The 23,275-nt window shown below is 55.1% G+C and carries 28 protein-coding genes; 9 read left to right on the plus strand and 19 right to left on the minus strand.

All coding sequences use genetic code 11. The annotated features are described in order from the left end of the window. Positions 1-29 precede the first annotated feature (29 nt). Both KGFNPO_RS13290 and KGFNPO_RS13295 read left to right on the plus strand, forming a co-directional pair. A complete protein-coding gene (locus tag KGFNPO_RS13290) occupies positions 30-881 on the plus strand; it encodes an MOSC domain-containing protein (RefSeq protein WP_472634479.1) in 852 nt (283 codons plus the stop codon). Between the two features lie 201 nt (positions 882-1,082). Continuing rightward, positions 1,083-1,799 carry a hypothetical protein gene (locus tag KGFNPO_RS13295; RefSeq protein WP_472631727.1) on the plus strand — a complete coding sequence of 239 codons (717 nt, stop codon included), beginning with the start codon at positions 1,083-1,085 and terminating at the stop codon, positions 1,797-1,799. A 97-nt stretch (positions 1,800-1,896) separates the two neighbouring features. Here the strand turns inward: KGFNPO_RS13295 and KGFNPO_RS13300 are convergent, their stop codons facing one another. From KGFNPO_RS13300 to KGFNPO_RS13320, 5 genes are all read right to left on the minus strand, one after another. Next, on the minus strand, positions 1,897-2,157 hold the full coding sequence (locus KGFNPO_RS13300) for a YfhL family 4Fe-4S dicluster ferredoxin (protein WP_472631728.1): 261 nt from the start codon (positions 2,155-2,157) through the stop codon (positions 1,897-1,899). A gap of 73 nt (positions 2,158-2,230) precedes the next feature. Further along, the gene (gene coaD, locus KGFNPO_RS13305) at positions 2,231-2,728 is read right to left on the minus strand and encodes a pantetheine-phosphate adenylyltransferase (RefSeq protein ID WP_472631729.1); all 498 of its coding nucleotides are present in this window, start codon (positions 2,726-2,728) and stop codon (positions 2,231-2,233) included. Positions 2,729-2,806: 78 nt separating this feature from the next. Next, positions 2,807-3,463 (minus strand): 16S rRNA (guanine(966)-N(2))-methyltransferase RsmD, encoded by a 657-nt coding sequence (rsmD, locus tag KGFNPO_RS13310; RefSeq protein ID WP_472631730.1) that lies wholly within the window; start codon positions 3,461-3,463, stop codon positions 2,807-2,809. Between the two features lie 264 nt (positions 3,464-3,727). Then, on the minus strand, positions 3,728-5,059 hold the full coding sequence (locus tag KGFNPO_RS13315) for a M16 family metallopeptidase (protein ID WP_472631731.1): 1,332 nt from the start codon (positions 5,057-5,059) through the stop codon (positions 3,728-3,730). Between the two features lie 138 nt (positions 5,060-5,197). Further along, positions 5,198-6,565 (minus strand): M16 family metallopeptidase, encoded by a 1,368-nt coding sequence (locus KGFNPO_RS13320; RefSeq protein WP_472631732.1) that lies wholly within the window; start codon positions 6,563-6,565, stop codon positions 5,198-5,200. A gap of 72 nt (positions 6,566-6,637) precedes the next feature. Between KGFNPO_RS13320 and ftsY the strand changes: the two genes are divergently transcribed. The 4 genes from ftsY to rpoH all read left to right on the plus strand — a co-directional run bounded on the left by ftsY (position 6,638) and on the right by rpoH (position 10,621). Further along, the gene (gene ftsY / locus KGFNPO_RS13325) at positions 6,638-7,714 is read left to right on the plus strand and encodes a signal recognition particle-docking protein FtsY (protein WP_472631733.1); all 1,077 of its coding nucleotides are present in this window, start codon (positions 6,638-6,640) and stop codon (positions 7,712-7,714) included. A gap of 75 nt (positions 7,715-7,789) precedes the next feature. Beyond that, complete coding sequence (locus tag KGFNPO_RS13330; protein ID WP_472631734.1) at positions 7,790-8,461, plus strand: cell division ATP-binding protein FtsE; 672 nt, start codon at positions 7,790-7,792, stop codon at positions 8,459-8,461. Next, on the plus strand, positions 8,458-9,372 hold the full coding sequence (ftsX, locus tag KGFNPO_RS13335) for a permease-like cell division protein FtsX (protein ID WP_472631735.1): 915 nt from the start codon (positions 8,458-8,460) through the stop codon (positions 9,370-9,372). Before KGFNPO_RS13330 ends, ftsX begins: the two co-directional genes overlap by 4 nt. Positions 9,373-9,706: 334 nt before the next feature. Further along, on the plus strand, positions 9,707-10,621 hold the full coding sequence (gene rpoH, locus KGFNPO_RS13340; protein ID WP_472613436.1) for an RNA polymerase sigma factor RpoH: 915 nt from the start codon (positions 9,707-9,709) through the stop codon (positions 10,619-10,621). Positions 10,622-10,715: 94 nt separating this feature from the next. Here rpoH and KGFNPO_RS13345 read toward each other — a convergent pair whose 3' ends face one another. Genes KGFNPO_RS13345 through KGFNPO_RS13365 form a run of 5 tightly spaced genes read right to left on the minus strand, consistent with a single transcriptional unit; the run spans position 10,716 to position 14,672 of the window. Beyond that, positions 10,716-11,348, minus strand: a complete 633-nt coding sequence (locus tag KGFNPO_RS13345; protein WP_472631736.1) for an SCO family protein — start codon at positions 11,346-11,348, stop codon at positions 10,716-10,718. 4 nt (positions 11,349-11,352) lie between these two features. Then, a complete protein-coding gene (gene cyoE / locus KGFNPO_RS13350) occupies positions 11,353-12,237 on the minus strand; it encodes a heme o synthase (RefSeq protein WP_472631737.1) in 885 nt (294 codons plus the stop codon). A gap of 10 nt (positions 12,238-12,247) precedes the next feature. Beyond that, positions 12,248-13,363 (minus strand): COX15/CtaA family protein, encoded by a 1,116-nt coding sequence (locus tag KGFNPO_RS13355; RefSeq protein ID WP_472631738.1) that lies wholly within the window; start codon positions 13,361-13,363, stop codon positions 12,248-12,250. A gap of 9 nt (positions 13,364-13,372) precedes the next feature. After that, a complete protein-coding gene (locus tag KGFNPO_RS13360) occupies positions 13,373-13,972 on the minus strand; it encodes an SCO family protein (RefSeq protein ID WP_472631739.1) in 600 nt (199 codons plus the stop codon). Next, positions 13,959-14,672: an SURF1 family protein gene (locus tag KGFNPO_RS13365; RefSeq protein ID WP_472631740.1), complete on the minus strand. Its 714-nt coding sequence runs from the start codon at positions 14,670-14,672 to the stop codon at positions 13,959-13,961. The genes KGFNPO_RS13360 and KGFNPO_RS13365 overlap by 14 nt, the downstream gene beginning before the upstream one ends. 81 nt (positions 14,673-14,753) lie before the next feature. Here KGFNPO_RS13365 and KGFNPO_RS13370 point away from each other — a divergent pair, with 81 nt between their 5' ends. Beyond that, entirely contained in the window at positions 14,754-14,954 is a 201-nt protein-coding gene (locus tag KGFNPO_RS13370) for a twin transmembrane helix small protein (RefSeq protein WP_472613441.1), read from the plus strand. 158 nt (positions 14,955-15,112) lie between these two features. On the opposite strand, the gene KGFNPO_RS13375 is transcribed toward KGFNPO_RS13370, so the two are convergent. From KGFNPO_RS13375 to KGFNPO_RS13405, 7 genes are all read right to left on the minus strand, one after another. After that, a complete protein-coding gene (locus KGFNPO_RS13375) occupies positions 15,113-15,985 on the minus strand; it encodes a cytochrome c oxidase subunit 3 (RefSeq protein WP_472631741.1) in 873 nt (290 codons plus the stop codon). A 29-nt stretch (positions 15,986-16,014) separates the two neighbouring features. Next, on the minus strand, positions 16,015-16,230 hold the full coding sequence (locus KGFNPO_RS13380) for a DUF2970 domain-containing protein (RefSeq protein ID WP_472631742.1): 216 nt from the start codon (positions 16,228-16,230) through the stop codon (positions 16,015-16,017). Positions 16,231-16,240: 10 nt separating this feature from the next. Then, on the minus strand, positions 16,241-16,816 hold the full coding sequence (locus KGFNPO_RS13385; RefSeq protein WP_472631743.1) for a cytochrome c oxidase assembly protein: 576 nt from the start codon (positions 16,814-16,816) through the stop codon (positions 16,241-16,243). 2 nt (positions 16,817-16,818) lie between these two features. Continuing rightward, positions 16,819-16,926: a cytochrome oxidase small assembly protein gene (locus KGFNPO_RS13390; RefSeq protein WP_472613445.1), complete on the minus strand. Its 108-nt coding sequence runs from the start codon at positions 16,924-16,926 to the stop codon at positions 16,819-16,821. 37 nt (positions 16,927-16,963) lie between these two features. Beyond that, on the minus strand, positions 16,964-18,559 hold the full coding sequence (gene ctaD / locus KGFNPO_RS13395) for a cytochrome c oxidase subunit I (protein WP_472631744.1): 1,596 nt from the start codon (positions 18,557-18,559) through the stop codon (positions 16,964-16,966). Between the two features lie 21 nt (positions 18,560-18,580). After that, positions 18,581-19,738, minus strand: a complete 1,158-nt coding sequence (coxB, locus tag KGFNPO_RS13400) for a cytochrome c oxidase subunit II (protein WP_472631745.1) — start codon at positions 19,736-19,738, stop codon at positions 18,581-18,583. Between the two features lie 261 nt (positions 19,739-19,999). Then, the gene (locus KGFNPO_RS13405) at positions 20,000-20,950 is read right to left on the minus strand and encodes a methyltransferase domain-containing protein (RefSeq protein ID WP_472631746.1); all 951 of its coding nucleotides are present in this window, start codon (positions 20,948-20,950) and stop codon (positions 20,000-20,002) included. Positions 20,951-21,061: 111 nt separating this feature from the next. On the opposite strand from KGFNPO_RS13405, the gene KGFNPO_RS13410 reads away from it, so the two are divergent. Together KGFNPO_RS13410 and trmL are read left to right on the plus strand one after the other, a co-directional pair. Beyond that, on the plus strand, positions 21,062-21,760 hold the full coding sequence (locus tag KGFNPO_RS13410; protein WP_472634480.1) for a phosphoribosyltransferase family protein: 699 nt from the start codon (positions 21,062-21,064) through the stop codon (positions 21,758-21,760). Between the two features lie 27 nt (positions 21,761-21,787). Continuing rightward, positions 21,788-22,258, plus strand: coding sequence for a tRNA (uridine(34)/cytosine(34)/5-carboxymethylaminomethyluridine(34)-2'-O)-methyltransferase TrmL (trmL, locus tag KGFNPO_RS13415; RefSeq protein ID WP_472631747.1), 471 nt, complete (start codon positions 21,788-21,790; stop codon positions 22,256-22,258). Between the two features lie 148 nt (positions 22,259-22,406). Here trmL and KGFNPO_RS13420 read toward each other — a convergent pair whose 3' ends face one another. Both KGFNPO_RS13420 and KGFNPO_RS13425 read right to left on the minus strand, forming a co-directional pair. Beyond that, entirely contained in the window at positions 22,407-22,757 is a 351-nt protein-coding gene (locus KGFNPO_RS13420; RefSeq protein WP_472631748.1) for a copper-binding protein, read from the minus strand. 10 nt (positions 22,758-22,767) lie between these two features. Then, the gene (locus tag KGFNPO_RS13425; protein WP_472631749.1) at positions 22,768-23,223 is read right to left on the minus strand and encodes a DUF411 domain-containing protein; all 456 of its coding nucleotides are present in this window, start codon (positions 23,221-23,223) and stop codon (positions 22,768-22,770) included. Between the last annotated feature and the right edge of the window lie 52 nt (positions 23,224-23,275).

Below are 23,275 nucleotides of genomic sequence, written 5' to 3' on the forward strand. Positions count from 1 at the left end.
CAAAAAATCTAATGAAATCTAATAGCACCATGGCGACACTGACCGCACTAAATTTCTACCCAATCAAATCCTGCGGCGCGATTGCATTGACCGAGGCGACCTTGACGCCTGCCGGCCTGATGCACGACTTCATCTACGACCGCGAATGGATGGTAGTGGATATGCAGGGCAACTTCATGACGCAACGCGAACATCCGGCGCTGGCGCGGATTACGCCGCGCATCTATGCCGATCAACTGAAACTGCGCGCGCCCGGGATGCTGGAGCTGGAGATTCCGCTCGATCTGCCCGACACGGAACATGCGCCGACCATTACCGTGCGGGTCTGGGACGATACGCTGACGGCCTACGATTGCGACGCCGTTACGGCGCGCTGGTTTTCGCAGGTATTGGAGGTGCCGTGCCGGTTGGTGCGCTTTCATCCGCACGCCAGCCGCGTCACGAACACCCGCTGGACCGCACATGCCGATGTGCCGGCGCTGTTTTCGGATGGTTATCCATTCCTGCTGATCTCGCAAGCATCGCTGGCCGACCTGAACCAGAAACTGGCTGCGCAGGATCGCGCGCCACTGCCGATGAACCGCTTTCGCCCGAATCTCGTGATTGATGGCGTGGAAGCGTTTGAGGAAGATTACATCGAAAGTCTGCGCATTGGCGAGGCTACATTAAAACCGGTAAAACCCTGTGCGCGCTGCCCGATACCGTCGGTCGATCAGGCCACCGGCATTGTCGGCCCAGATCCGCTGGACATCTTGCGCAGCTATCGCGCCAATCCCAAGGTCGATGGCGGCATCACGTTCGGCATGAATGTGATCCTGCAACAGGGAAAAGGTCAGATTGTGCGACAGGGGCAGGAAGTCGAAATTACGCTGGCATTTTGATTTTCTGTAACAATTTCCCGTGTCGGATTTACGGTTTGTTATCTGAAGTATAATCGCGCCGTTTCCTGAAATCGAAGCAGTATCTGGCTTTTTTGGGGGGGAAGTGCCGAAATGTGTTGCCAGTCAGCGCACTGGCTTATCAGTCGCTTTGTGGCATATAAACATTCGGCCCGACAACAACTTAGGAAGAATCCATATTAGATGACAAGCAACCAAATATCACTCAATCCGTCTTCAATTGCTCGCGTTTTGGGAGTAGTGGCTTTGTTTCTAGTTCTTGCCAGCACTGCAGGACAGTTGACGGTTTACCTGACCGGGCATGAGCGGGTGTATGGGCTGGTCCGGCTGTTTAACGTCGGCACTGAGTTGAATCTCCCGGCCTTTTTCTCTACGTTTCTGCTGGTCTTCGCGGCGCAGCTTCTGGCGGTCATCACCGTATTGGAAAAAAAACGGCAAGCTTCTCACGTTTTGCATTGGACGATCCTTTCATTCGGATTCTTGCTCATGGCTGTTGATGAAGCAGTTACCCTGCATGAAATGCTGGTTGAACCAATGCGCACGCTGTTGGGCGATGGCAATCTCGGTGCCTTTCATTTCGCCTGGGTCATTCCTGGCATCGTACTGGTGCTGGTTCTCGGACTGTACTTCCTGAAATTCCTGTTGCATCTCCCTGCGAAAACGAGGTTCACTTTCCTGATAGCTGCAATCATCTACCTCGGCGGAGCCATCGGTTTCGAGCTTATCGGCGGGCGCTACGCTGAATTGCATGGAACACACAATTTGGCCTACAACATGATTTCAACCATTGAGGAAAGTCTCGAGATGGCGGGCGTTATTATTTTCATCAGGGCGCTGCTGATATATATCGCCGGCAACTATAAGGAAGTGCGATTCCGGTTTGATGAAGTCAAGGCCTGACCAGGCGCTGCGCCAGTGCGGAACTGAAACGAAAAAAGGAGAGATTTTCAATCTCTCCTTTTTTCACAGCAAGCGCTGACTTTTAATCCGCAAGCGCTTAACTTGCCTTCAACTCCGCCTGTAGCCGCTCATACTTGGCTTGCAGTTGCTCTTTGGTCTCGCGCCGGTCCGGGTTGAACGGGATGCAGCTTACCGGGCAGACTTGCTGGCATTGCGGCTCCTTGTAATGGCCGACGCACTCGGTGCATTTGTCAGGGTCGATCTCGTAGATCTCCGGCCCCATGTAAATCGCTTCGTTCGGGCACTCGGGCTCGCACACGTCGCAGTTGATACAGTCATCCGTTATTATTAAAGCCATAAAACACCTCTTTTTACCGCTGAAATTCGACTTGCGCCGCAGCGGCCTGCGACTCAATCAAACTCAGCCAAACTCAATCAGGCTCTTGCTTTTGTTCCGTTAATTTGGATTGTAGCCATTTCTCGACCGAAGGGAAAACGAACTTGGAGACGTCGCCGCCCAGGGTCGCAATCTCGCGCACGATGGTGCCGGAAATGAACTGGTACTGGTCGGATGGCGTCAGGAACATGGTTTCGACATCCGGCAGCAGGTAGCGATTCATGCCGGCCATCTGGAATTCGTATTCAAAGTCTGACACTGCGCGCAAACCACGCACGATGACGCGCGCATCGTGGCGGCGCACAAAATCCTTCAGCAAGCCGGAAAAACTCTCGACCTGCACGTTCGGATAATGGCCCAGCACTTCGTTGGCAATTGACAGCCGCTCATCCAGAGCAAAAAACGGACTTTTGTTTTTGCTGTCGGCGACCCCGACAATCAGCTTACTGAATAAGCTCGATGCACGGCGCACTAGATCTTCGTGACCGCGCGTGAGCGGATCGAATGTTCCCGGATATACAGCAATAACCATCGACTTTCCCTCGAAATATCAACCAAATTGAACGCGCATTATGCCTCATAAAACATGCCAAACAGGACTGCTTAGTGCTTAATTCTTGCGCTGCAGCAAATGATAGAACACCATTCCCGCCTCTCCTTGCCGAATCACCTGCCACGGCGCCAGCCATTCCGGCGGGCTGTCCTGCGTTAGCGCGATCTCGGATTCGGCATAAATGATACCGTTTTCGGACAATAAGTGTACGCACAGCGGCAAAATCCGCGCCAGCCATTCTTGCGCATAGGGCGGATCGAGGAAAATCAGGTCGAAGCGCTGGGCGCCGTCCGGCGTGCTGCCGGCGAGTTTGTGCGCCACTGACAACGCATCGCCGCGCAGAATACTGACTTGCGCAGCTTGCAGCTTGTCCTTGGTGGCCTGGAGTTGTTGCGCTGCGGGGGTATGTTCTTCCACCATCAAGACGCTGGCCGCGCCGCGACTGGCCGCCTCGAAACCGAGCGCGCCGGTGCCGGCAAACAAATCAAGACAATGCAGCCGGCTCCAGCCGCCATTAAGCAAAAAATGCAGCCAGTTGAATACCGTTTCGCGCACCCGGTCCGGAGTCGGGCGCAGACCTGCCGCGTCCAGCACCATGAGAGGCGTGCGTTTCCACTGACCGCCGATGATGCGCACTTGTTGCGCCGGACCGCTGCGAGGGCGGCCCGGCGCAGTTTGTTTGGTCTTGCCGGAATATTTTTTCTGTGGCTGCATGTATATTAAATATGAGGGGTATATGAATAAATGCTGCAATTACCGCATTATTCTATGCAATTAAATAAATACGGTATTGAGTATATATTTAATCAATCACAATATTACATACAAAAAATTCAGTCCACGAAAGACACGAAAAAAATTCTCTGCTGCTGCCAAAGGATGCTGTTGTGCATTCTTTCGTGCTTTTCGTGTCTTTCGTGGACAATGCTTTTCATGTCTTATATGCACCGTGTGTAACAGCAGTAGATCAGTATCAAATTATTTTTGCTGATCTACGCCAACCACCACCGTGACCAGTTTGTCGAGCGCCACTTTGCGTGCGAATGCGGCCCGGATGTCGGCCGTCGTAACTTTGGCAATGTTGGCAGTCCAGGTATCGAGGTAATCCAGCGGCAACCGGTAATAACCGATGGCGGCGATATTGTCGAGAATCTTGCGGTTATTGTCGATGCGCAAGGCAAAACCGCCGACCAGGTTGTCCTTGGCGGCCTTCAGTTCAGCCTGGCTCGGGCCATCTTGCAGGAAGGCGTCCAGCGTGCTGCGCACCACTTTCAGTGCGTCATCGGCCTGCGCCTTGCTGGTCTGCAAGCCGATCTGGAACGGTCCGGGCTGCGCCATCGGGCTGAAATAACTGTAAATGCTGTACGACAAACCGCGCTTTTCGCGCACTTCGCGGGTCAGGCGCGAGACGAAGCCGCCGCCGCCCAGAATGTAATTGCCCACCATCAGCGTGAAGTAATCCGGATCGCTGCGTTGCAGCGCCGGCGCGCCGATCAGGATATGCGCTTGCGAGGCTGGATGCGGAATACGCAATTCTTCTGCGTGGGCTGGCGGCACGTCCGGCATTGCCGGCAGCGCAGCAGCGCTATGCGGCAAACGTTGCGTCAACTGCTGGGCAATCGCATCCGCTTCGGGCCGGGATATGTCGCCGATCAGTGCGATCACCGCGCGGTCGGCGACGTAATGGCTGCGATGAAACTCCAGCACATCGGCACGGCTGATGGTGGCGACCGAATCGACGCTGGCTTGCTGTCCGTACGGATGATTGCCGTACAAGGTCTTCCAGAACGCCTTGTCGGCAATCACTTCCGGCTTGGTCAGCTCCTCCTTCAGATGGGCGATGGTGCGCGCCTTGTCGCGGGCCAGGATGTCCTCCGGAAAACTCGGCTGCGCCAGCAGGCGCGCCAGCAGCGCCAGCGAGGCATCACGCTCGGCCGGGCTGGACAGGGTGCGCAAACTTACGCCGGCGCGCTCGCTGCCGGCAGCACCGCCGCGTTGGGCTGCGGTATCGGCGAAGGCGTCAGACACTTGCGCCTCGGACAGCGCCGGCTCAGTTGCCACCGCCAGCACGCCGCGCGCCAGCATGCCGTTGGTGAATGCCGCCAGGCCGGCTTTGCCAGACGGGTCGCGGCGTGCGCCGGCATCGAACTCGACGCTGACATCGAGCATCGGGATCGTGTGGTTTTCGACAAACAGCACGCGCGCGCCATTTTCCAGCGTCCAGTTCTGGATTTGCAGCGCAGCGTAGGCAGGAACAGTGCCAATCACGAAACTGATGGCGACCCATATCGGAAATAAAATGCGTTTCATATTTTTCTCAATTTTTTGCATGTTGGAGTGTGCGCGGCAAGCACCATTTCGATCCTGGGCAGACTGCAGCCACAGTGAGTTTCTCGATGCCATCCGGGCTGACGTTTAGCAATGCGTGTCTATTGCAGGGCTAGCACGTCAGTGCCGCAGCCCCTTCACTTCGGTGGCCTGCGCCGGTTTTTCCGACAGCGGCAGCGGCTCCAGCGTGGCCACCGTCAGCGCATCATCAATGAAATAGCGTTGTGCGACCGCCTGCACTTGTTGCGAAGTGACCGCCCGCAGTTTTTCGATGATGCGGTCGATCTGCTTGTACGACACGCCGGTCATTTCCATCATGCCGATTTCCATCGCCTGTCCGAACACCGAATCGCGTTTGTAGATCTGGCCGGCAATCAGTTGCGTCTTGACCCGTTTGAGTTCCGCTTCGGGCACGCCTTCGCGGCCGATGCGCTCGACTTCGGCGCGCAAGCGCGCTTCCAGTTGTACCGTGGTGGTGCCTGCGCTCGGCGTACCTTCCAGCGTAAACAGTACCGGGCCGCGGGCATTGCTGAAATAGCCGGCGCCGACTGCGTTGGCGACCTTGTCGGCACGTACCAACTGCGCATTCAGCCGCGCATTGTCGTAGCCGTCGAGCACCGCCGACAGCACATCGAGCGCATGCACATCGTCATCTTTTTCCACATCGCGCAAGGTCGGCACCTTGAAGGCCAGCACCACGAAAGGATTTTCGGCCGGCGCCTTGACGGTCACGCGCTTGATGCCGCGTTGCAGCGGTTCTAGTTGCGGCTTGCGTACCGGTAATACCTTGGCGGGGATTTTGCCGAAATATTTTTCGGCCAGCTTGACCACTTTGGCCGCATCGACATCGCCTGCGACCACCAGCGTCGCATTATTCGGCGCATACCAGCGGTCATGCCAGGCTTTGGCGTCCTGCACCGTCATCTGCTGCAAATCGTCCATCCAGCCGACAATCGGATGGTGATACGGATGCGCCACGAAAGCTGCGGCGTCCAGGGCTTCACCCACCAGCGCCATCGCCTGATCGTCGGTGCGCAGGCGGCGCTCTTCCATTACGACCCTGATTTCCTGCGCAAACTCTTTCTTGTCGAACACCAGATTAGCCATGCGGTCGGCTTCCAGCGCCATCACTGCTTCCAGCTTCGACTTTCCGATTTGCTGGAAATACGCAGTGTAATCCTTGCTGGTGAAAGCATTTTCGCGCCCGCCCAAAGCCGCCACTCGCTCGCTGAATTCGCCCGGCTTGAGGGTTTTGGTGCCCTTGAACATCATGTGTTCCAGCGCGTGCGCGACACCGGTGGTGCCATTGAACTCATCCATCGCGCCGATTTTGTACCACACCATCTGCGCCGCGGTCGGGGCCCGATGATCTTCCTTGACGATGATTTTCATGCCGTTTTTCAGCATGAATTCCTGCGCCGGCTGTGCCAGTGCGAAAACTGGCGCCAGCGCCAGCAGCCCGGCTGAAACAAGAAGTCGAAATTTCATAGTTGTCTGCTCTGTTAGAATGCGGTTGATTGTATCTCCTTGCATGTTCCATCGCTACAGACCCCCATTCCCATGTTTAGTTTCTTCAAGAAAAAACCAAAACCCGAGGCCGCTATACCCCAGGTGCCGCCGGTAGCTGAACTCCGGGAGCAGACATTGCCGCCGCCTGCACCAAGGCTAGAACCGGAGCCAGTCGCTAGCGCCAGTTTGGCTGCAGTGCCAGCGATAGCGTCAGCTACCGAGCCGGAAGCAAAACGCACCTGGTTGGCCCGCCTGAAATCCGGCCTGTCGAAAACCTCCAACAACCTGACAATGCTGTTCGTCGGCGCCAAAATCAACGACGACCTGTATGAAGAACTGGAAGCGGCGCTGCTGATGGCCGACGCCGGCATGGAAGCGACCCAGTTCCTGCTTAACGCGCTGAAAAAGAAAGTCAAAACCGAAAAACTCACCGAGGCCGCGCAGGTCAAGACTGCTTTGCGGGCGCTCTTGATCGAGATGCTGACGCCGCTGCAAAAACCGTTCGAACTCGGCCGCCATCAGCCGTTGGTGATGATGATCGCCGGCGTCAACGGGGCCGGCAAGACCACTACCATCGGCAAATTGGCCAAGCATTTACAGGCCCACGGCCAGTCGGTGTTGCTGGCCGCCGGCGATACTTTCCGCGCCGCCGCACGCGAGCAATTGGCAGTCTGGGGCGAGCGCAACAATGTCAGCGTGATTTCGCAAGAATCCGGCGACCCGGCCGCCATCGCATTCGATGCGGTGCAATCGGCACGCGCACGCAGCGTCAATGTGGTGATGATCGATACCGCCGGACGGCTGCCAACCCAGTTGCATCTGATGGAAGAACTGAAGAAAATCAAGCGGGTGATCGGCAAGGGATGCGAGGGCGCACCGCACGAAATATTGCTGGTGATCGACGGCAATACCGGCCAGAACGCGCTGACTCAGGTCAAGGCTTTCGACGACGCGCTGGGCCTGACCGGCTTGGTGGTGACCAAGCTGGACGGCACCGCCAAGGGCGGCATCATCGCCGCGGTGGCAAGAAACCGCCCGATCCCGATTTACTTCATCGGCGTGGGCGAAAAGATTGAAGACTTGCAACCGTTCGATGCCCGCGAATTCGTCGATGCGATATTCGATTGAGCGTTGTCTGAATCACATCCTAAGCAAATTCGAAGTAAGTTCCGAATAACACCCAAGCAGGCACTGCGCACAACCATGATCGCGTTCCAGCACGTTTCCAAACGCTATGCGCACGACGTCACCGCACTTAGCGACATCACCCTGACAGTCACCAAAGGCGAACTGGTATTTTTGGCCGGCCCATCCGGGGCCGGCAAATCCACCCTGCTCAAACTGCTTGCCGCCATTGAGCGCCCGAGCAGCGGCCAGGTCACGCTCAACGGCCAGGATATCGGCAAGCTTAAACGCGCCGGACTGCCTTATCTGCGTCGCAATCTGGGCTTGATTTTTCAGCAACAACGACTACTGCAAGACCGCCATGTGCTGGCCAACGTGATGCTGCCGCTGATCGTCACCGGCGCATCTTCGGCAGAAGCCGAGAAGCGCGCACTAGCGGCGCTGGACAAGGTCGGGCTGCTGGACCGGGCCAAATCGGAGCCGCAAGCACTGTCCGGTGGCGAACAACAACGTGCGGCGATCGCGCGCGCAATCGTCAACCGGCCACAACTGATTCTGGCCGACGAGCCGACCGCCAACCTCGACCGCGACAGCGCCAACCAGGTGCTCGAAGCGCTCAAGGCGTTTCACAGCGCCGGCGTGACCTGCCTGATTTCGACCCACGATGAACAATTTCTCGATAGCGCCACACGCGTAATTTACCTGCGCCAAGGTCAATTAATCGAGACCTGGCGCAAGGAAACAGCATGAAAATCTGGCTGCGGGAACATCGTTTCGCCTTGACTGACGCGCTGCGCAAACTTATCAGGACACCCGGCAGTTTCGCCTTCAACGTGCTGGCGGTGGCGATTGCGCTAGCCTTGCCGATCGCCGGTCTGACCTTGCTCGAAAACATTCGTCCGGTCACGCAGCAACTGGCGGTGGAACCTGAAATCAGTCTTTTTCTGGCGGCCAACACGCCGGCCGAACAGGCGCGCGCACTGGCATCCGGCATCCGCAACACGCTGCCGCCGACCAGCAAAAAGTCCCGGATCGAATTCGTCCCGCGCGAGCAAGCGCTGGACGCACTCAAAGAAAAAACCGGATTGGCCGATGCGCTGGCCACACTGGGCCAGAATCCATTGCCGGACGCCTACATCATCCGGCTGTCGAATACCGATGCTAGCGCAGTCGATGCGCTGGCCGAGCGCCTGAAAGCGTTGCCGGGCGTCGAGACGGTGCAAGTTGATTCGGACTGGGTCAAGCGGCTGGCAGCAATGCTGCAAATAATGCGGCTAGCCCTGCTGCTGCTGGCGGTGACGCTGGGCGTGGTGGTGATGGCAGTGGTGTTCAATACAGTGCGCCTGCAAGTGCTGACGCAACGCGAAGAAATCGCGGTCTCGCGCCTGCTCGGCGCCACCGACGCCTTCATTCATCGGCCGTTTTACTATACCGGCGCACTGCTCGGCGTATGCGCCGGCGCGGTGGCGCTGGGCGCGGTGGCGCTGGCGCTGCAACCGCTCAACGTAGCGATTACAGAATTTGCCCGGCTCTACGCATCGGAGTTCCGCCTTACTGCGCTGGATCTATCCACCACGCTGTCGCTGCTGGCGATCAGCGCCGCGCTGGGCCTGTTCGGAGCCACCCTGTCGGTACGCAGGCATTTGGCGCAACTTCCTTAGCACTTTAAAATATACTGGATGATGTATTTTTTAAGATGTTTTATATCATTGCGGAAAAAGCAGATAAAAACGATATACTCCGCTTTTTATAATTTATGAGATTTTTTTACGGAGCGTAATCCGACCATAAAATCTTGATGCTGCGCAATTAGTAGAACTAATTCGTCTCTATACTTTCTAACTGTGTAATTACCTGTTTGACTGGCAATAAAGATTGACACTCGATGCAACTAAAACCCAATTTAGCACTCTCCTATAGAGAGTGCTAAGATATCAAAAGAACTTGTTTGGCATGCCGCAAAGCAATTTCACCATCAGTAATGTGAGGAGAAAAATGAAAGTACCAACCACTCAATCTCAGTCTGTCGCGCCAGCGTTGGTTGCCAATAGCAATAATGCACTCGCGCTGGGATTTTCGGGTAGCTTGGGCAATATCGACGCTTACATCTCGGCAGTCAATCGCCTGCCTATGTTAAGCCACGAAGAAGAAATGTCGCTGGCGCGCCGTCTGCGCGAGCAAAACGATCTGGCTGCAGCGCAGGATATGGTGCTGTCGCATTTGCGCCTTGTGGTATCGATTGCACGCGGCTATCTGGGCTACGGCCTGCCGCACGCCGACCTGATCCAGGAAGGCAATATCGGCTTGATGAAAGCGGTCAAGCGCTTCGATCCCGACCAAGGCGTGCGGCTGGTGTCGTATGCAATGCACTGGATCAAGGCTGAAATGCATGAATACATCCTGAAAAACTGGCGGCTGGTCAAGGTTGCAACTACCAAGGCGCAACGCAAGCTGTTTTTCAATCTGCGCAGCCACAAGGAAGGCCTGGGCGCGATGACGCCGAAGCAGATCGATGCGCTAGCCGCAACCTTGAATGTCAAGCGCGAAGAAGTCATCGAGATGGAAACGCGTCTGACCGGTCGCGATATTGCACTCGAACCACAGACCGACGATGACGAGGACAAGTTCGCGCCGATTGCCTATCTGTCTTCGGAAACTACCGAGCCCACCAAGGTTCTGGAAGCGCAACAAACCGACCGGCTGCAATCTGAAGGGCTGCAAACGGCACTGGGCACGCTGGACGCCCGTTCGCGTCGCATTGTCGAAGCACGCTGGCTTGCCAATGACGATGGCTCTGGCGCCACCCTGCACACGCTGGCCGACGAATTCGGCGTCTCTGCCGAGCGCATCCGCCAGATTGAAGCTGTCGCACTGAAAAAGATGAAGGGTGCGCTGGTGGCGTATATCTGATCGCTGGCTCCTACTTTAAGGCCCAGCTTCAACGTTAAAAAAGCGCTCTTCGGAGCGCTTTTTTTCGTTGCGACGGTCATCATTTCAACATGCATTATTTCAGCAGCAATTTCAAGTCGCTGGCAATCGGTGCCGCACCTTGTCCGTGCCGGATGAACAGGCGCATCCGGCCCTGCGGATCGAACACGTAGCTACCGGCGGTATGGTCCATCGTGTAGCTGCCTGGCTCCTTGCCCGGCGCTTTTTGATAAAAAATACGGAAGTCCTTGGCTATTTTTTCGGTGGCAGCCTGGTCGCCAACCATGCCGAGAAAGCGTGGATCGAAGGCCGGCACATATTGCGCCAGCAACGCTTGCGTGTCGCGCTCCGGGTCAATCGACACAAACAACACTTGCACGCGGTCCGACAACGGACCCAACTCTTGCATGACACTCGCCATTTCCGCCATGGTGGTCGGGCAGACATCGGGGCACTGGGTGTAACCGAAGAAAACCACAACGGCTTTACCCTTGAAATCGGCCAGAGTCCGAGCTTTGCCATGATGGTCGGTCAGCGCAAAATCCTTGGCGTAATCGATCCCGGTGATGTCGGTATTCTGGAAGGCAACCTTGTCAGCAGATACCAGGCTCTGCAAGCGTTCCGACAGCGGTTTGTCGCCGCAGGCGGTCAGTGCCAGAGTGGCAGTAAAAAGAGTAATCAGAGTACGTGAGGCGGAAATTAAGCGCATGGATTCAAAATGGAAAATAGTGATCGACCAACAGGGCTGCAAATAACAGCGACAGGTAAATAATCGAATAAGCAAATGTCTTACGCGCCAGCAGGTCATTGTAATGGCGATAAATTTGCCACGCGTACCACAGAAAAATAGCGCCCAATATCAGCGCGCTAAACAGATAAATCAAACCGCTCATGCGCACCGCATAGGGCAAAGTGGTGGTGGCAACCAACACAATTGTATACAACCAGACGTGAAAACCGGTGAATTCCATGCCATGCGTAATCGGTAGCATGGGCAATCCCGACTTTGCATAATCATCGCGCCGGTACATGGCAAGCGCCCAGAAATGCGGGGGCGTCCAGACGAAAATAATCAACACCAGCAACCATGCCTGCATCGGCACATCATTGGCTATCGCGGCCCAGCCGAGCGCAGGCGGCATCGCACCGGACAAGCCGCCGATGACGATGTTTTGCGGTGTCGCCGGCTTCAGGATAATGGTGTAAATCACAGCATAGCCGACGAAGGTGGCGAAAGTCAGCCACATCGTCAATGGGTTGACCAGGTTGTATAAAACCAGCATGCCGATGCCGCCCAGAACGCCGGAAAAAACCAGCGTTTGCGGTACCGTGATAGCACCGTTGGCCGTCGGGCGACGTGCAGTGCGTGCCATGCGCGAATCGATTTCACGCTCCACCAGGCAGTTGACCGCAAATGCCGCGCTTGCCAGCAACCAGATGCCGGCAGTGGCAGCGATGACGACTTTCCAGTCCGGCAAATCCGGGGTGGCCAGGAACATGCCGATCACCGCGCAAAATACGGCCAGTTGTGTGACGCGCGGCTTGGTCAGCGCTAGATATTGGGCCAGACGGTTTTGAGAAGCGATAAGGGTTGTCATTAGGCAGAATTTAAAAGGATGATGACCGCATATGCGCTGCGCCAGGCAAGGTTTGGGATGAGATGGTTGCCTTGTAGTTTAGCATCACCAGCAACAGTACGAGCAGCGCGGCGCCGCCGTTATGCAGTACAGCAATAGCTAGCGGCCAGTTCAGGAATATGGTCGAAAGTCCTGTCGCAAATTGTAAGCCGACAACAATCAACAGCCAGCGTGCGATCTGGCGCAAGGCTGCAATCTGCAGAGCGCGATATCCAACCCAGGCAATGCAGCCGATAACTATAAATGCGAAGTTGCGATGCATCCAGTGGATCGCGGTCAGAGCCGAAAACGGCAGGTAATCGCCGGCAGCAGTCTTGCCAAGATGCCGCCACAGCGTGAAGCCATGCTCGAAATCCATCGGCGGTATCAGCGCGCCATGGCACAGCGGGAAATCGGTGCAGGCGAGCGCGGCGTAGTTGGTGCTGACCCAGCCGCCCAGAGCGATCTGCAAGAATAGCAACACTAGTGCAACAATTGCTGGCAGACGCAACGTCGCGGCACGCGGGTCTGGCACAACTGGCGCGCTTTGGCGCGCTGCCAGCCAGGTCAACAAGGCCAATAGCGTCATGCCAAGCAAAAGATGGATGGTCACGATCACCGGTTGCAATTTCAACGTCACCGTCCAGGCACCGAACGCGCCCTGCAGGCAAACAAAAAACAGCAGCCAGGTCGGCAAGCCCGGGTGAAAAGCGCTCGCCGGATTACGTTCAGAACGAAGCCACAAGCGCCAGGCAATCAGCATTAGCGCAATGATCAGTACCCCAACACCCATCGCCAGATAGCGGTGCACCATTTCAATCCAGGCTTTCAACACGGTCACCGGACCATCCGGCATCAAGGTCTGGGCCGCATGAATATCGGCATGCGCCAGGAATGGATTAGCTTCGCCATAACAGCCAGGCCAGTCGGGGCAGCCCAAGCCGGAATCGGTCAGGCGCGTAAAGGCACCGAACATGATCAGATCGAAAGTCAGGAAAACGCTCACCCAGGCCAGCTTGCGGTATTTATTCGCGTCAGTCGAGACCCAAACCAGCGTCAGCGGCAACAGCGCCACAAGCAGCCCCATGATGGCAAGTTGCATCAGCATAATTTTGGATCAACCAACGGCTGACGCTTTCAACAGCTTGATCAGGTCTTTCTTGATCTTGTTCGGATCGGCATCTTTTGGATAGCGCATCATCAGATTGCCCAACGGATCAATCAGGTAGATATGATCTGAGACAACGCCACCCTGCTCTGCCGGCAGCCAGTCTTTTAAAGCTTGCAAGGCTTGCGATGGCACACGCAAATGGCGCATGCCGTCGTATTCGCGCAGCAGCATAGTTTCGAGCGGCTTGTCGTCGGTAATGAGCCAGACGCGTTCAATGCGATCCATTTCCTTGCCTTGCGCCAGACGCAACTGGCGCATATCGTTAAGCCTCTTTTGGCAGGAAGCCTGACAATCGGCGTCATTGACCTGCACCATCAGCCACTTGCCTTGGTAAGCCTGCAAGGAAAGCTGGGAGCCATCCAGCGCGGTACTGGCAAGGACCGGCATCGGATGATTTCTCGGGTCCAGCAAAGTACCGTAGTTGGTGCGTCCGGATGGCTTAATCACGTAATAGGTAAAATAGGACACGATCAAGGGTGCGGCACAGACCGCCAGCACCATGAATAATTTGCCGCGCCCAGCGCGCCGTTGTTTATTTTGTTCCACGTCTAAATCCTGTCACTACAAAGAATATAAATGCCACCGCAGTCAGCGCGAACCACTGAAATGCATAACCCCGATGCCTGTCTATGCCGATTGACGGCAGTGGCCAATCCCGCTTCAAGCCATCCGGTAGCGCGCTCGTTTGCTCCAGCAGGAAGGGCTGCATTTGCAAGCCGCTGGCTTGCGCAAAACTGACAACCTCCAGATTTTGCAAAATGACGCCCGGGCGTAGCGCATCTTGCTGCCCAAGCTGCAATAATTTGCCCGGATTGCGCCGGGCCATGCCTTGCACTGTAATTATGCCCGCGGGCGTCGGAATAACCGGCAATTTTTTCCGGTCAGTCGGGTCCCGCGGCACCCAGCCACGCGCAATCAATACGTGCATCCTGGAGCCGTCAATCCTGAACGGCATCAAAACATACAAACCGGCGACGCCTTGGTAAGGACGGTTGTCCAGATAGACCGGCCAGTTGGGGAGAAATTCTCCCTTGACGCTCACCGTGCGGTATTCCACATCAGTAATCCCGAGCGGCCGCGCATCAATGGCAAGGTGTGGCGCTGCCGCACGTTGCGCCAATTTTACTTCGATCGCTGTCTTTTCTGCCGCGCGTCGGGTTTGCCACTGCCCGGCCGTAATCCCTATCGCCATAACCAATAAGGTGGCAACGAATGGAATCAGTCTGAAGCGAAATACACTAGGCATTACAATGTCACCTCCCCGTACGCCGCGTTGTTGGCAATGCGCTTACCGTAATCGAAACACTCTTGCACGTGACGCCCCATCATGAAAATAATCATCGCAGTCGGATTCATCCTGATTATTGCCAGTCTCGTATCCGCTCTGGTTTTTTTGATGAAGGACAAAGGAAAAAGCAACCGAACCGTCAATGCACTGGCACTACGGGTCGGTTTTTCGATCGCGTTATTTGCGCTATTGCTGGCGGCGCATTACTTCGGGCTGATACAACCCACTGGGCTGCGCTAGAAAACTGACCGGGGCAATCGCAATCCTGTTCCAGCAAAAAAGCCGCACCGAAGTGCGGCTTTTTTGTCTGCCCGTATTGAGCCAGAAGGTTTTATTCCGGTTCTAAATCAATCGTGAGCACGAAGTCTACAAAGTGCAAGTTTGATTTAGAAATGGAATTACAACCAGTAAATCACCACATACAGGCCAAGCCAGACCACATCCACGAAATGCCAGTACCAGGCGGCACCTTCAAATGCGAAATGCTGCTGCGGCGTAAAGTGCCCTTTCAGAACACGGTACAAGATAACCGACAGCATAATCGCGCCCACCGTGACGTGGAAGCCGTGAAAGCCAGTGAGCAAAAAGAAGGTTGAGCCATAAATTCCTGAAGTTAATTTCAGGTTCAGTTCGCTGTACGCATGCATGTATTCATAAACCTGGAAGCCAATGAACGTGGCCCCCAGCAATATTGTCGCAAAAAGCCATAAAGCGGTCTTGGTGCGCGCACCTGCACGCATGGCATGGTGCGCAATCGTCAACGTCACGCCTGATGTCAGCAGCAATGCGGTATTGATGGTTGGAATCGGGAATGGACCCATGGTCTGGAATGGCTCGACCGTACCGGCAGGACCGGCATTACCCCAGTGGGCGCTAAAATCCGGCCACAAAAGCTTGTGATCCAAGTCTCCGAGCCATGGCATCGAGATACTGCGCGCATAGAAAAGCGCACCGAAAAATGCCGCAAAAAACATCACCTCCGAAAAGATGAACCAACCCATGCTCCAACGGAACGAGCTATCAATGCGCTGGCTGTACAAACCGCCTTCAGACTCGGCAATGGTGTCGCCGAACCATCTGTACAGGACGGCGATTAGCATCAGTATGCCTGCGATATTGGCATACGAACCCCAAGCCAGATCGTTCACCCAGGCCGCTGCGCCGAACATCGCTATTAATAGCGATACGCTTGCAAACGCGGGCCATTTTGAAGGACCTGGGATGAAATAATATGGCGCGCCAGACTGCGCTTTAGCGTGTTGAGAACTCATTTACATCTCCCGATACGAATATTTGTGTGCTATTTTGCGACGACTATCCTGACGATAATCACCAGCGTCGCAATAAAAATCACGGCGCCAATAACACCGGCGATAATCACATGCACAGGATTTAGTTGTGCGGCATCTTGTTCGTAACCGCTCTTTTTGCGTATCCCCAAAAACGACCATAAGACCGCTTTCATGGTCGCCAGAAACGATGACTTGCGCGGCTTTTCCTGTTTTAAGTCCTGCATCAACATCCTCTTAGATCGATTTTTGTAGCTGACCACCAACTTCAAAAAAAGTGTAGGACAGAGTAATTGTCTTCACGTTTTTGGGCAGCGCTGGGTCAATATAAAATACCACCGGCATTTGTTTTGCTTCGTTGGGTTTCAACGTTTGTTGCTGAAAGCAGAAGCACTCCACTTTCTTGAAATGTGCCTGAGCCTGTTGCGGCGCATAGCTTGGAATCGCCTGTGCATTAATGCTGCGGGCCTGGGTATTGACCACCTCATAAATGACTTGCGCCATTTCACCCGGGTGTACCTGCAAACTGCTTACGGTCGGCCGAAAACGCCAAGGCCCTTGCGCATTGGCATCAAACTCCACCGTAATAGTCCTGGTTTTGTCCACTTGCGTATTACCTACCGTCTGCAAACCAGTCTCTTGCGCGGTCAGGATATTAATACCAGTTATTTCGCAAATCTTTTTGTAAAGCGGGATGAGCGCATAACCAAACCCAAACATCAGGCTGGCAATCAACAGCAACTTGCCCAGCATTTGCTTATTCAAGGATTTACCCGGCGTCAATTCAGAATCGACGTTTGTGCGCTTATCCATTTTCAGCGAAACCAGACTTGTTTGATGATCACGCCCAGAAAAAACGTCAAAGCAATTGAGGCAAGTATTAATGCCATTTTAAAATTATTAGGTTTTTTTGGTTCTGACATTTACTTCGTCTGGCGGGCCTGTTCAGCCCGCCACCCTTTATTTAACGATTGGCGGCACTTCAAAAGTATGGAACGGCGCTGGGCTAGGCACGGTCCACTCCAGACCTTCGGCACCCTCCCATGGCTTGTCTGCTGCCTTTTTACCGCCCCTGATGGTAGGAATTACGATCGCAAACAGGAAGTACACCTGCATCAATCCAAAACCGAGACCGCCAATTGACGCCACCATGTTGAAGTCGGTGAATTGCGCCGGATAGTCAGCGTAACGACGCGGCATCCCAGCCAGGCCCAGGAAGTGCATCGGGAAGAAAGTCACATTAAACAGGATCAACGAACCCCAGAAATGGATTTTCCCACGCAATTCGTTGTACATGAAACCGGTCCATTTTGGACTCCAGTAATAGAAACCGGCGAACATGGCAAACAGCGAACCGGCCACCAGCACATAGTGAAAATGCGCCACTACGTAATAGGTATCCTGCACTTGGATGTCGATTGGAGCAACCGCCAGAATCAGGCCGGTAAAGCCGCCCATTGTGAACACGAAGATGAATCCGACGGCAAACAGCATCGGGGTTTCGAAAGTCATCGAGCCGCGCCACATGGTCGCGATCCAGTTGAAAATCTTAACCGCAGTCGGCACTGCGACCAGCATGGTTGCGTACATGAAAAATAGCTGACCCGTGACCGGCATGCCGGTAGCGAACATGTGATGCGCCCAGACAGTGAACGACAGAATCGCGATTGCTGCGGTCGCGTAGACCATCGACGCATAGCCAAACAGTTGTTTGCGAGCGAAAGTGGGAATGATGTGCGAAATGATCCCAAACGCCGGCAAAATCATGATGTAGACCTCAGGATGGCCGAAGAACCAGAAAATATGCTGAAACATTACCGGATCGCCACCGCCGGCCGCATTAAAAAATGAAGTGCCGAAGTGACGATCGGTCAGCGTCATTGTTATCGCGCCAGCCAGTACCGGCATCACTGCGATCAGCAGGTAGGCAGTGATCAACCAGGTCCAGCAAAACATCGGCATTTTCATCAGCGTCATGCCGGGTGCACGCATATTCAGCACGGTGGTAATGATATTGATCGATCCCATGATGGATGACGCGCCCATCAGATGGACGGCAAAAATTGCCATGTCCATTCCAGGCCCCATTTGCGTCGACAACGGCGCATACATGGTCCAGCCGGCTGCGTTGGCGCCGCCCGGCGCCAAGAAGGAAGTTACCAGCAGAAGGGCCGCCGGCGGCATCAACCAAAATGAGAAGTTGTTCATGCGCGCAAAAGCCATGTCGGCGGCGCCGATTTGCAACGGAATCATCCAGTTGGCGAAACCCACGAAGGCCGGCATGATGGCGCCGAAAATCATGATCAGACCGTGCATCGTGGTCAGTTGATTAAAGAATTCCGGCTGCATCAACTGCAAGCCTGGCTGGAACAATTCCGCCCGAATTCCCATCGCCAGCACCCCGCCTACCATCAGCATGGTGAGCGAAAAGCACAGGTACAAAGTACCGATATCCTTGTGGTTGGTGGCATATAACCAGCGGCGCCAACCATGCGGATGGTCATGCGCGTGGTCGTGAGAATGATCGGGTGCGTGGTCGATTGCAGTTGTACTCATCTCAATATCCTAAAGATTCAATTACTTGCGCGCTGCAAGGACTTCGGCTGGCTGAACAATGTTTTGCTGGGCCTTGTTGGACCAATTATTACGCGTGTAAGTGATTACCGCCGCAATGTCAGTATCAGAAAGCATCTTCCAGGATGGCATCGCATTTTTGCCATTTAACACCAGTTTGATTTGATCAATTTTAGGTCCCGTCACCACCGCGGACCCATCTAGTGCTGGAAACGCCCCCGGAACGCCTTTGCCGCTTGCCTGATGACAGGTAACGCAGTTGGCCGCATATACCTGGTTGCCGCGCTGCTTGAGTTCATCCACGGTCCAGGTCTTGTTCGGATCGTCCGCTTTGGCTGCCAGTTCTTTCTTTTTGGCATTAACCCATTGGGTATATTCGGCATCCGTTACGACCTTGACGACAATCGGCATGAATGCGTGTTCTTTGCCGCACAATTCGGAACACTGGCCGCGGTAAGTGCCCGTTTTTTCCACCTTGAACCAGGTGTCGCGCACAAAACCGGGAACCGCATCTTGCTTGACGCCGAATGAAGGAATCGCCCAGGAATGGATCACATCGTTGGCGGTGAGGATAATGCGGACCTTCTTGTTGACTGGAACAACGACTTCGTTATCGACTTCCAGAAGGTAATTGTCGCTTTTGATCTTGGTCGGATCGACCACTTGCTCGCGTGGCGTGGACATGCTGGAAAGGAATGAAACCCCCTGGCCTTCACCCTTGATGTAATCGTAGCCCCACTTCCATTGCATGCCGGTTGCCTTGATGGTGAGGTCCGCATTGGAAGTATCTTTCATCGCCACCACCGTCTTGGTAGCCGGCAATGCCATGCCGATCACGATCAGAAAAGGAACCACTGTCCAGGCAATTTCGACTGTCGTGCTTTCGTGGAAGCTGGCCGATTTATGGCCCTTGGATTTGCGGTGCTTGACAATAGAATAAAACATCACCGCAAACACCGCGACGAAAATTGCCAGGCAAATATACAACATCAAAGTGTGCAACGAATAGATCTCGCGCGCGATCTGCGTCACCGGCGTCTGCAAATTCAGTGCAAGCACGGCCGGGCCGCCCGGACTATCCACTGCGGCCCACGACGGCAATCCTGTTGCCAGAAGCGCAGTACCGACCATCAACGATTGAAGTCGTTTTGCATTTTTCATGTTTTCCCCAACAACCCTAAATTAGAATTTTTATGACTACCTGACGTCTGTGCGCTCTAATTGTCTGTCGCGCAAATTCGCGTCTCTTGCTTTTCATCAAAAAACGACTCTATGCCGATTTTTTATATCGGTAGAAGTATAAGTTGTAACGCGAAGTATTATCAAGCGCTAATACGCTCTGACAGTACCCGGGACATGTTGACAAAAGATAGGCCGCCTAGTCTTGATCGACGGCGCTGCCGGCGATACCAAACCGCGATCTTATTTTTGGTTGGGATTGGGCGTTATCCGGATGATGGATTCACCGCTGCTGATCACTTTGGGCGCTGGCCTGAATGCGTGGCCGTAAATGATTTCGAAGGTCAGGGGGATTTTGCCATCGGCCTGGCGCAGTTGCTCCAGATGGCCGACGATTCTGGACCAATCGCCTTTGCCCAGCAGGCCGCGCCGGCGCGTGGAGAGCGGATTGCCGCCCAGCGCACGCACATCCGCCATCAACTTTTCCACGCTGGCATAAGTGACCGTGATGTGCTCCATGTCCATCACCGGAGTCGAAAATCCGGCGTCCACCAGCATGTCGCCCAAATCATGCATATCGACAAACGGCAGCACGTGCGGTGCGGCATCGATAGCGGCAAATGCGTTGCGCAACTCCTTGCAAGTATCGGGGCCGAAACAGGAAAACATCAGCAAGCCGTCTTGCCGCAGCACCCGACGCCATTCGAGAAATACGCGGTCTGGTTGCGGGTGCCAGTGCAGGGCCAAGTTCGACCAGACCAGATCGACCGCATTGTGCGTCAGCGGCAACTGGGCGAAGTCGGCGCACAACAGAAATGCATCCAGCCCGCCACCCCGTTTTCCCTTGCCGGGAAGGTATTTTCCCAGCAGACGGTGCATCGAGGACAGCGCGGCGGATAGCCGGCTGCTGGCTTCCAGCAGCATCGCAGCAGAGGCATCCGCGCCCAGTATATGGGCATTGGCATACTGCTTTTTCAGCAGCGCCAAATCGCCGCCCGCGCCGCAACCGGCGTCCAGCAGCCGTTGCGGATCGATTTTTACCAGTTCCAGACGCTCGAACATTCTGGCCGATACTTCGCGGCGTAAGAATTCGGCGTCGGACACCCGCAGCGCAGAAGAAAACAAATGCCGCACACGCGCCAGGTCTATCGGCGCGCTCAAACGGGGTTCGGAAGAGGAAGGTGGTGTCGTCACGGAGATATCGCTTCAGCAATGAGATAATCGAGCCTCAGTTTACACGCTTGAGGACCGCACCACCGCATGCAATCCCGAATCCACCACTGGTCTCATCTGTTGCGCAGCCGCATGTTATCGCTACTGCCGTCCTGTTGCGCGCTATGTGGCGCTACGGCGACGGATGCGATTTGCAACGACTGTATGCACCAATATGGCAGCCGGCGGCAGCAACGTTGCCCGCAATGCGCTTCGCTCCTGAGCGGCAACGAAGCATCCACGACGGTTTGCGGCGCCTGCCTGAAAAACCGTCCGGCATTCGATGCCACGGTGGTTGCGGTGGATTACGCAGCGCCGCTGGATCAACTGGTGCTGGCGCTGAAATTCGGCAGCCGACTGGCGCTGGCGCCGCTTTTTTCGGCAATGCTGCGCGACGCGATGCTGGAACAATCCCACTGTGCGCTTCCCACGCTATTGACGGCGGTTCCGCTGAGCCGGCAAAGATTGACGGAGCGCGGCTTCAATCAAGCGCTGGAAATCGCCAAGCCGCTGTCGCGCGCATTGGGAATCGATTTGTTTCCGGCTGCCGCATGCCGCCTGCGCGATACCCAAGCACAAGCCACTCTGCGACCGCAAGAACGCAGCAAAAACATCCGGCAGGCATTCAGCGTGCCGGCCGATGCAATCGATCGCATCCGGGGCCAGCATATCGGCATCGTCGATGATGTAATTACTACCGGAGAAACGCTCAATGAACTGGCCGCAACCCTGAAACGCTTCGGCGCGACACGCGTCACCAACCTGGTCTTTGCGCGCACGCCGGCGCATTAAAATTGCTCACAATATCTGGAGAATAGCTTGTTCCATGTCGTACTGGTTGCACCTGAAATCCCGCCCAACACCGGTAACATCATTCGTCTGTGCGCCAACAGCGGCGCTCAATTGCACCTGATCGAACCGCTCGGCTTTGCGCTCGACGATGCAAAAATGCGCCGCGCGGGACTCGATTATCACGACTATGCAACGATGCAGGTGCACCGCGACTGGGCCGCATTCCTTAGCGCTGCGACGCCCGATCCGCAGCGCATGTTCGCACTCACCACGCATGGATCGACCCCGTTCGGCGCGGTTTCCTTCAAGCCCGGCGATTTTTTCGTGTTTGGTTCGGAAACGAAAGGACTGGACCCGCAACTACGCGACACTTTTCCGCTAGCGCAACGCATCCGCCTGCCGATGCGCCCGAATAATCGCAGCCTGAATTTATCCAACACGGTTGCGGTAGTGGTCTATGAAGCGTGGCGGCAGAATGACTTTGCGGGCGGGAATTGAGATACTGCAAAGAAGAAATTACAGGGGGTATATGCAAAAACAGTGTACTTCCCGCAATATTTCAGTGCGGATTTAAAAATACATTATTCAGTATAAGAAACAAAAAAAACCGCACCAGGCGGTCTTATGATGCTGAAAAAAGCGTAACTTATTGGACCGGTTCCATCCGCAATACCGTATAAGCGCCCTTGACGATGTTGACATGAAAGCGGATTTTCTGACCCGCCTGCACCTGCTCCAGCATCGCCGGGTCCTTGACACGGAACATCATCGTCATCGGCCCCATGCCCAAATTCTTGATCGCGCCATGGGCGATCGTGATCTTGCCGGTGCCTTTATCCACTTTTTTGACTACGCCTTGTGTCATTACCGGCTCGGCAGGTACGACGGCATTGGGTTCTGCGATTTCGGCAACCGGTTCCGGCTCTGCAGCCAAAGCCAGCGGCGTCAGCGCGCAAGCCAGCGCCAGGCTGAATATGGTTTTAATCGTTACATTCATCGTTCTTCCCCTATTTTGATGTGCCATTGTAATGCCGGTACACCGCGTATTGGCCGTCGGCGCTAAATGCCAGCACATCGTACGGGTCGCTGCGCGGCCCTTCCATGCCGGGCGAACCCTGCACCATGGCAGGTACCGCCAGCCCTTTCACTTTCGGACGCTCGGCCAGCAAACGCTTGATTTCGCGCGCCGGAACATGACCTTCCAGTGCATAGCCACCGACCACTCCGGTATGGCAAGAGGCCAGCGCTTCAGGCACGCCGAATTTTTTCCGGTAACCGGTAGTGTCGTCCACATCATGCGCATTCACGGTAAAGCCGTTGGCGCGCAAATGTTCAACCCACAGATGGCAACAGCCGCAACTAGGCGTTTTATATACTTCAATGGCCGGCAATGCGGCTTGGGCCTGCAAGTGCACGCCCAGCACACTTGCCAATATTGACTGCAATACAATGCGACGCTTCATATCGTGCCTTTCATACATCTCTCATACATTTTAAAAAATACGTGATGATCCC

The organism is Gelidimonas diazotrophica, assembly GCF_055694025.1.

Coding starts and splice junctions, on each gene's coding strand:
- KGFNPO_RS13290 (WP_472634479.1), top strand. CDS start 30: ATGGCGACACTGACCGCACTAAATTTCTACCCAATCAAATCCTGCGGC.
- KGFNPO_RS13295 (WP_472631727.1), top strand. CDS start 1,083: ATGACAAGCAACCAAATATCACTCAATCCGTCTTCAATTGCTCGCGTT.
- KGFNPO_RS13300 (WP_472631728.1), bottom strand. CDS start 2,157: ATGGCTTTAATAATAACGGATGACTGTATCAACTGCGACGTGTGCGAG.
- coaD (WP_472631729.1), bottom strand. CDS start 2,728: ATGGTTATTGCTGTATATCCGGGAACATTCGATCCGCTCACGCGCGGT.
- rsmD (WP_472631730.1), bottom strand. CDS start 3,463: ATGCAGCCACAGAAAAAATATTCCGGCAAGACCAAACAAACTGCGCCG.
- KGFNPO_RS13315 (WP_472631731.1), bottom strand. CDS start 5,059: ATGAAACGCATTTTATTTCCGATATGGGTCGCCATCAGTTTCGTGATT.
- KGFNPO_RS13320 (WP_472631732.1), bottom strand. CDS start 6,565: ATGAAATTTCGACTTCTTGTTTCAGCCGGGCTGCTGGCGCTGGCGCCA.
- ftsY (WP_472631733.1), top strand. CDS start 6,638: ATGTTTAGTTTCTTCAAGAAAAAACCAAAACCCGAGGCCGCTATACCC.
- KGFNPO_RS13330 (WP_472631734.1), top strand. CDS start 7,790: ATGATCGCGTTCCAGCACGTTTCCAAACGCTATGCGCACGACGTCACC.
- ftsX (WP_472631735.1), top strand. CDS start 8,458: ATGAAAATCTGGCTGCGGGAACATCGTTTCGCCTTGACTGACGCGCTG.
- rpoH (WP_472613436.1), top strand. CDS start 9,707: ATGAAAGTACCAACCACTCAATCTCAGTCTGTCGCGCCAGCGTTGGTT.
- KGFNPO_RS13345 (WP_472631736.1), bottom strand. CDS start 11,348: ATGCGCTTAATTTCCGCCTCACGTACTCTGATTACTCTTTTTACTGCC.
- cyoE (WP_472631737.1), bottom strand. CDS start 12,237: ATGACAACCCTTATCGCTTCTCAAAACCGTCTGGCCCAATATCTAGCG.
- KGFNPO_RS13355 (WP_472631738.1), bottom strand. CDS start 13,363: ATGCTGATGCAACTTGCCATCATGGGGCTGCTTGTGGCGCTGTTGCCG.
- KGFNPO_RS13365 (WP_472631740.1), bottom strand. CDS start 14,672: ATGCCTAGTGTATTTCGCTTCAGACTGATTCCATTCGTTGCCACCTTA.
- KGFNPO_RS13370 (WP_472613441.1), top strand. CDS start 14,754: ATGAAAATAATCATCGCAGTCGGATTCATCCTGATTATTGCCAGTCTC.
- KGFNPO_RS13375 (WP_472631741.1), bottom strand. CDS start 15,985: ATGAGTTCTCAACACGCTAAAGCGCAGTCTGGCGCGCCATATTATTTC.
- KGFNPO_RS13380 (WP_472631742.1), bottom strand. CDS start 16,230: ATGCAGGACTTAAAACAGGAAAAGCCGCGCAAGTCATCGTTTCTGGCG.
- KGFNPO_RS13385 (WP_472631743.1), bottom strand. CDS start 16,816: ATGGATAAGCGCACAAACGTCGATTCTGAATTGACGCCGGGTAAATCC.
- KGFNPO_RS13390 (WP_472613445.1), bottom strand. CDS start 16,926: ATGTCAGAACCAAAAAAACCTAATAATTTTAAAATGGCATTAATACTT.
- ctaD (WP_472631744.1), bottom strand. CDS start 18,559: ATGAGTACAACTGCAATCGACCACGCACCCGATCATTCTCACGACCAC.
- coxB (WP_472631745.1), bottom strand. CDS start 19,738: ATGAAAAATGCAAAACGACTTCAATCGTTGATGGTCGGTACTGCGCTT.
- KGFNPO_RS13410 (WP_472634480.1), top strand. CDS start 21,062: ATGTTATCGCTACTGCCGTCCTGTTGCGCGCTATGTGGCGCTACGGCG.
- KGFNPO_RS13420 (WP_472631748.1), bottom strand. CDS start 22,757: ATGAATGTAACGATTAAAACCATATTCAGCCTGGCGCTGGCTTGCGCG.
- KGFNPO_RS13425 (WP_472631749.1), bottom strand. CDS start 23,223: ATGAAGCGTCGCATTGTATTGCAGTCAATATTGGCAAGTGTGCTGGGC.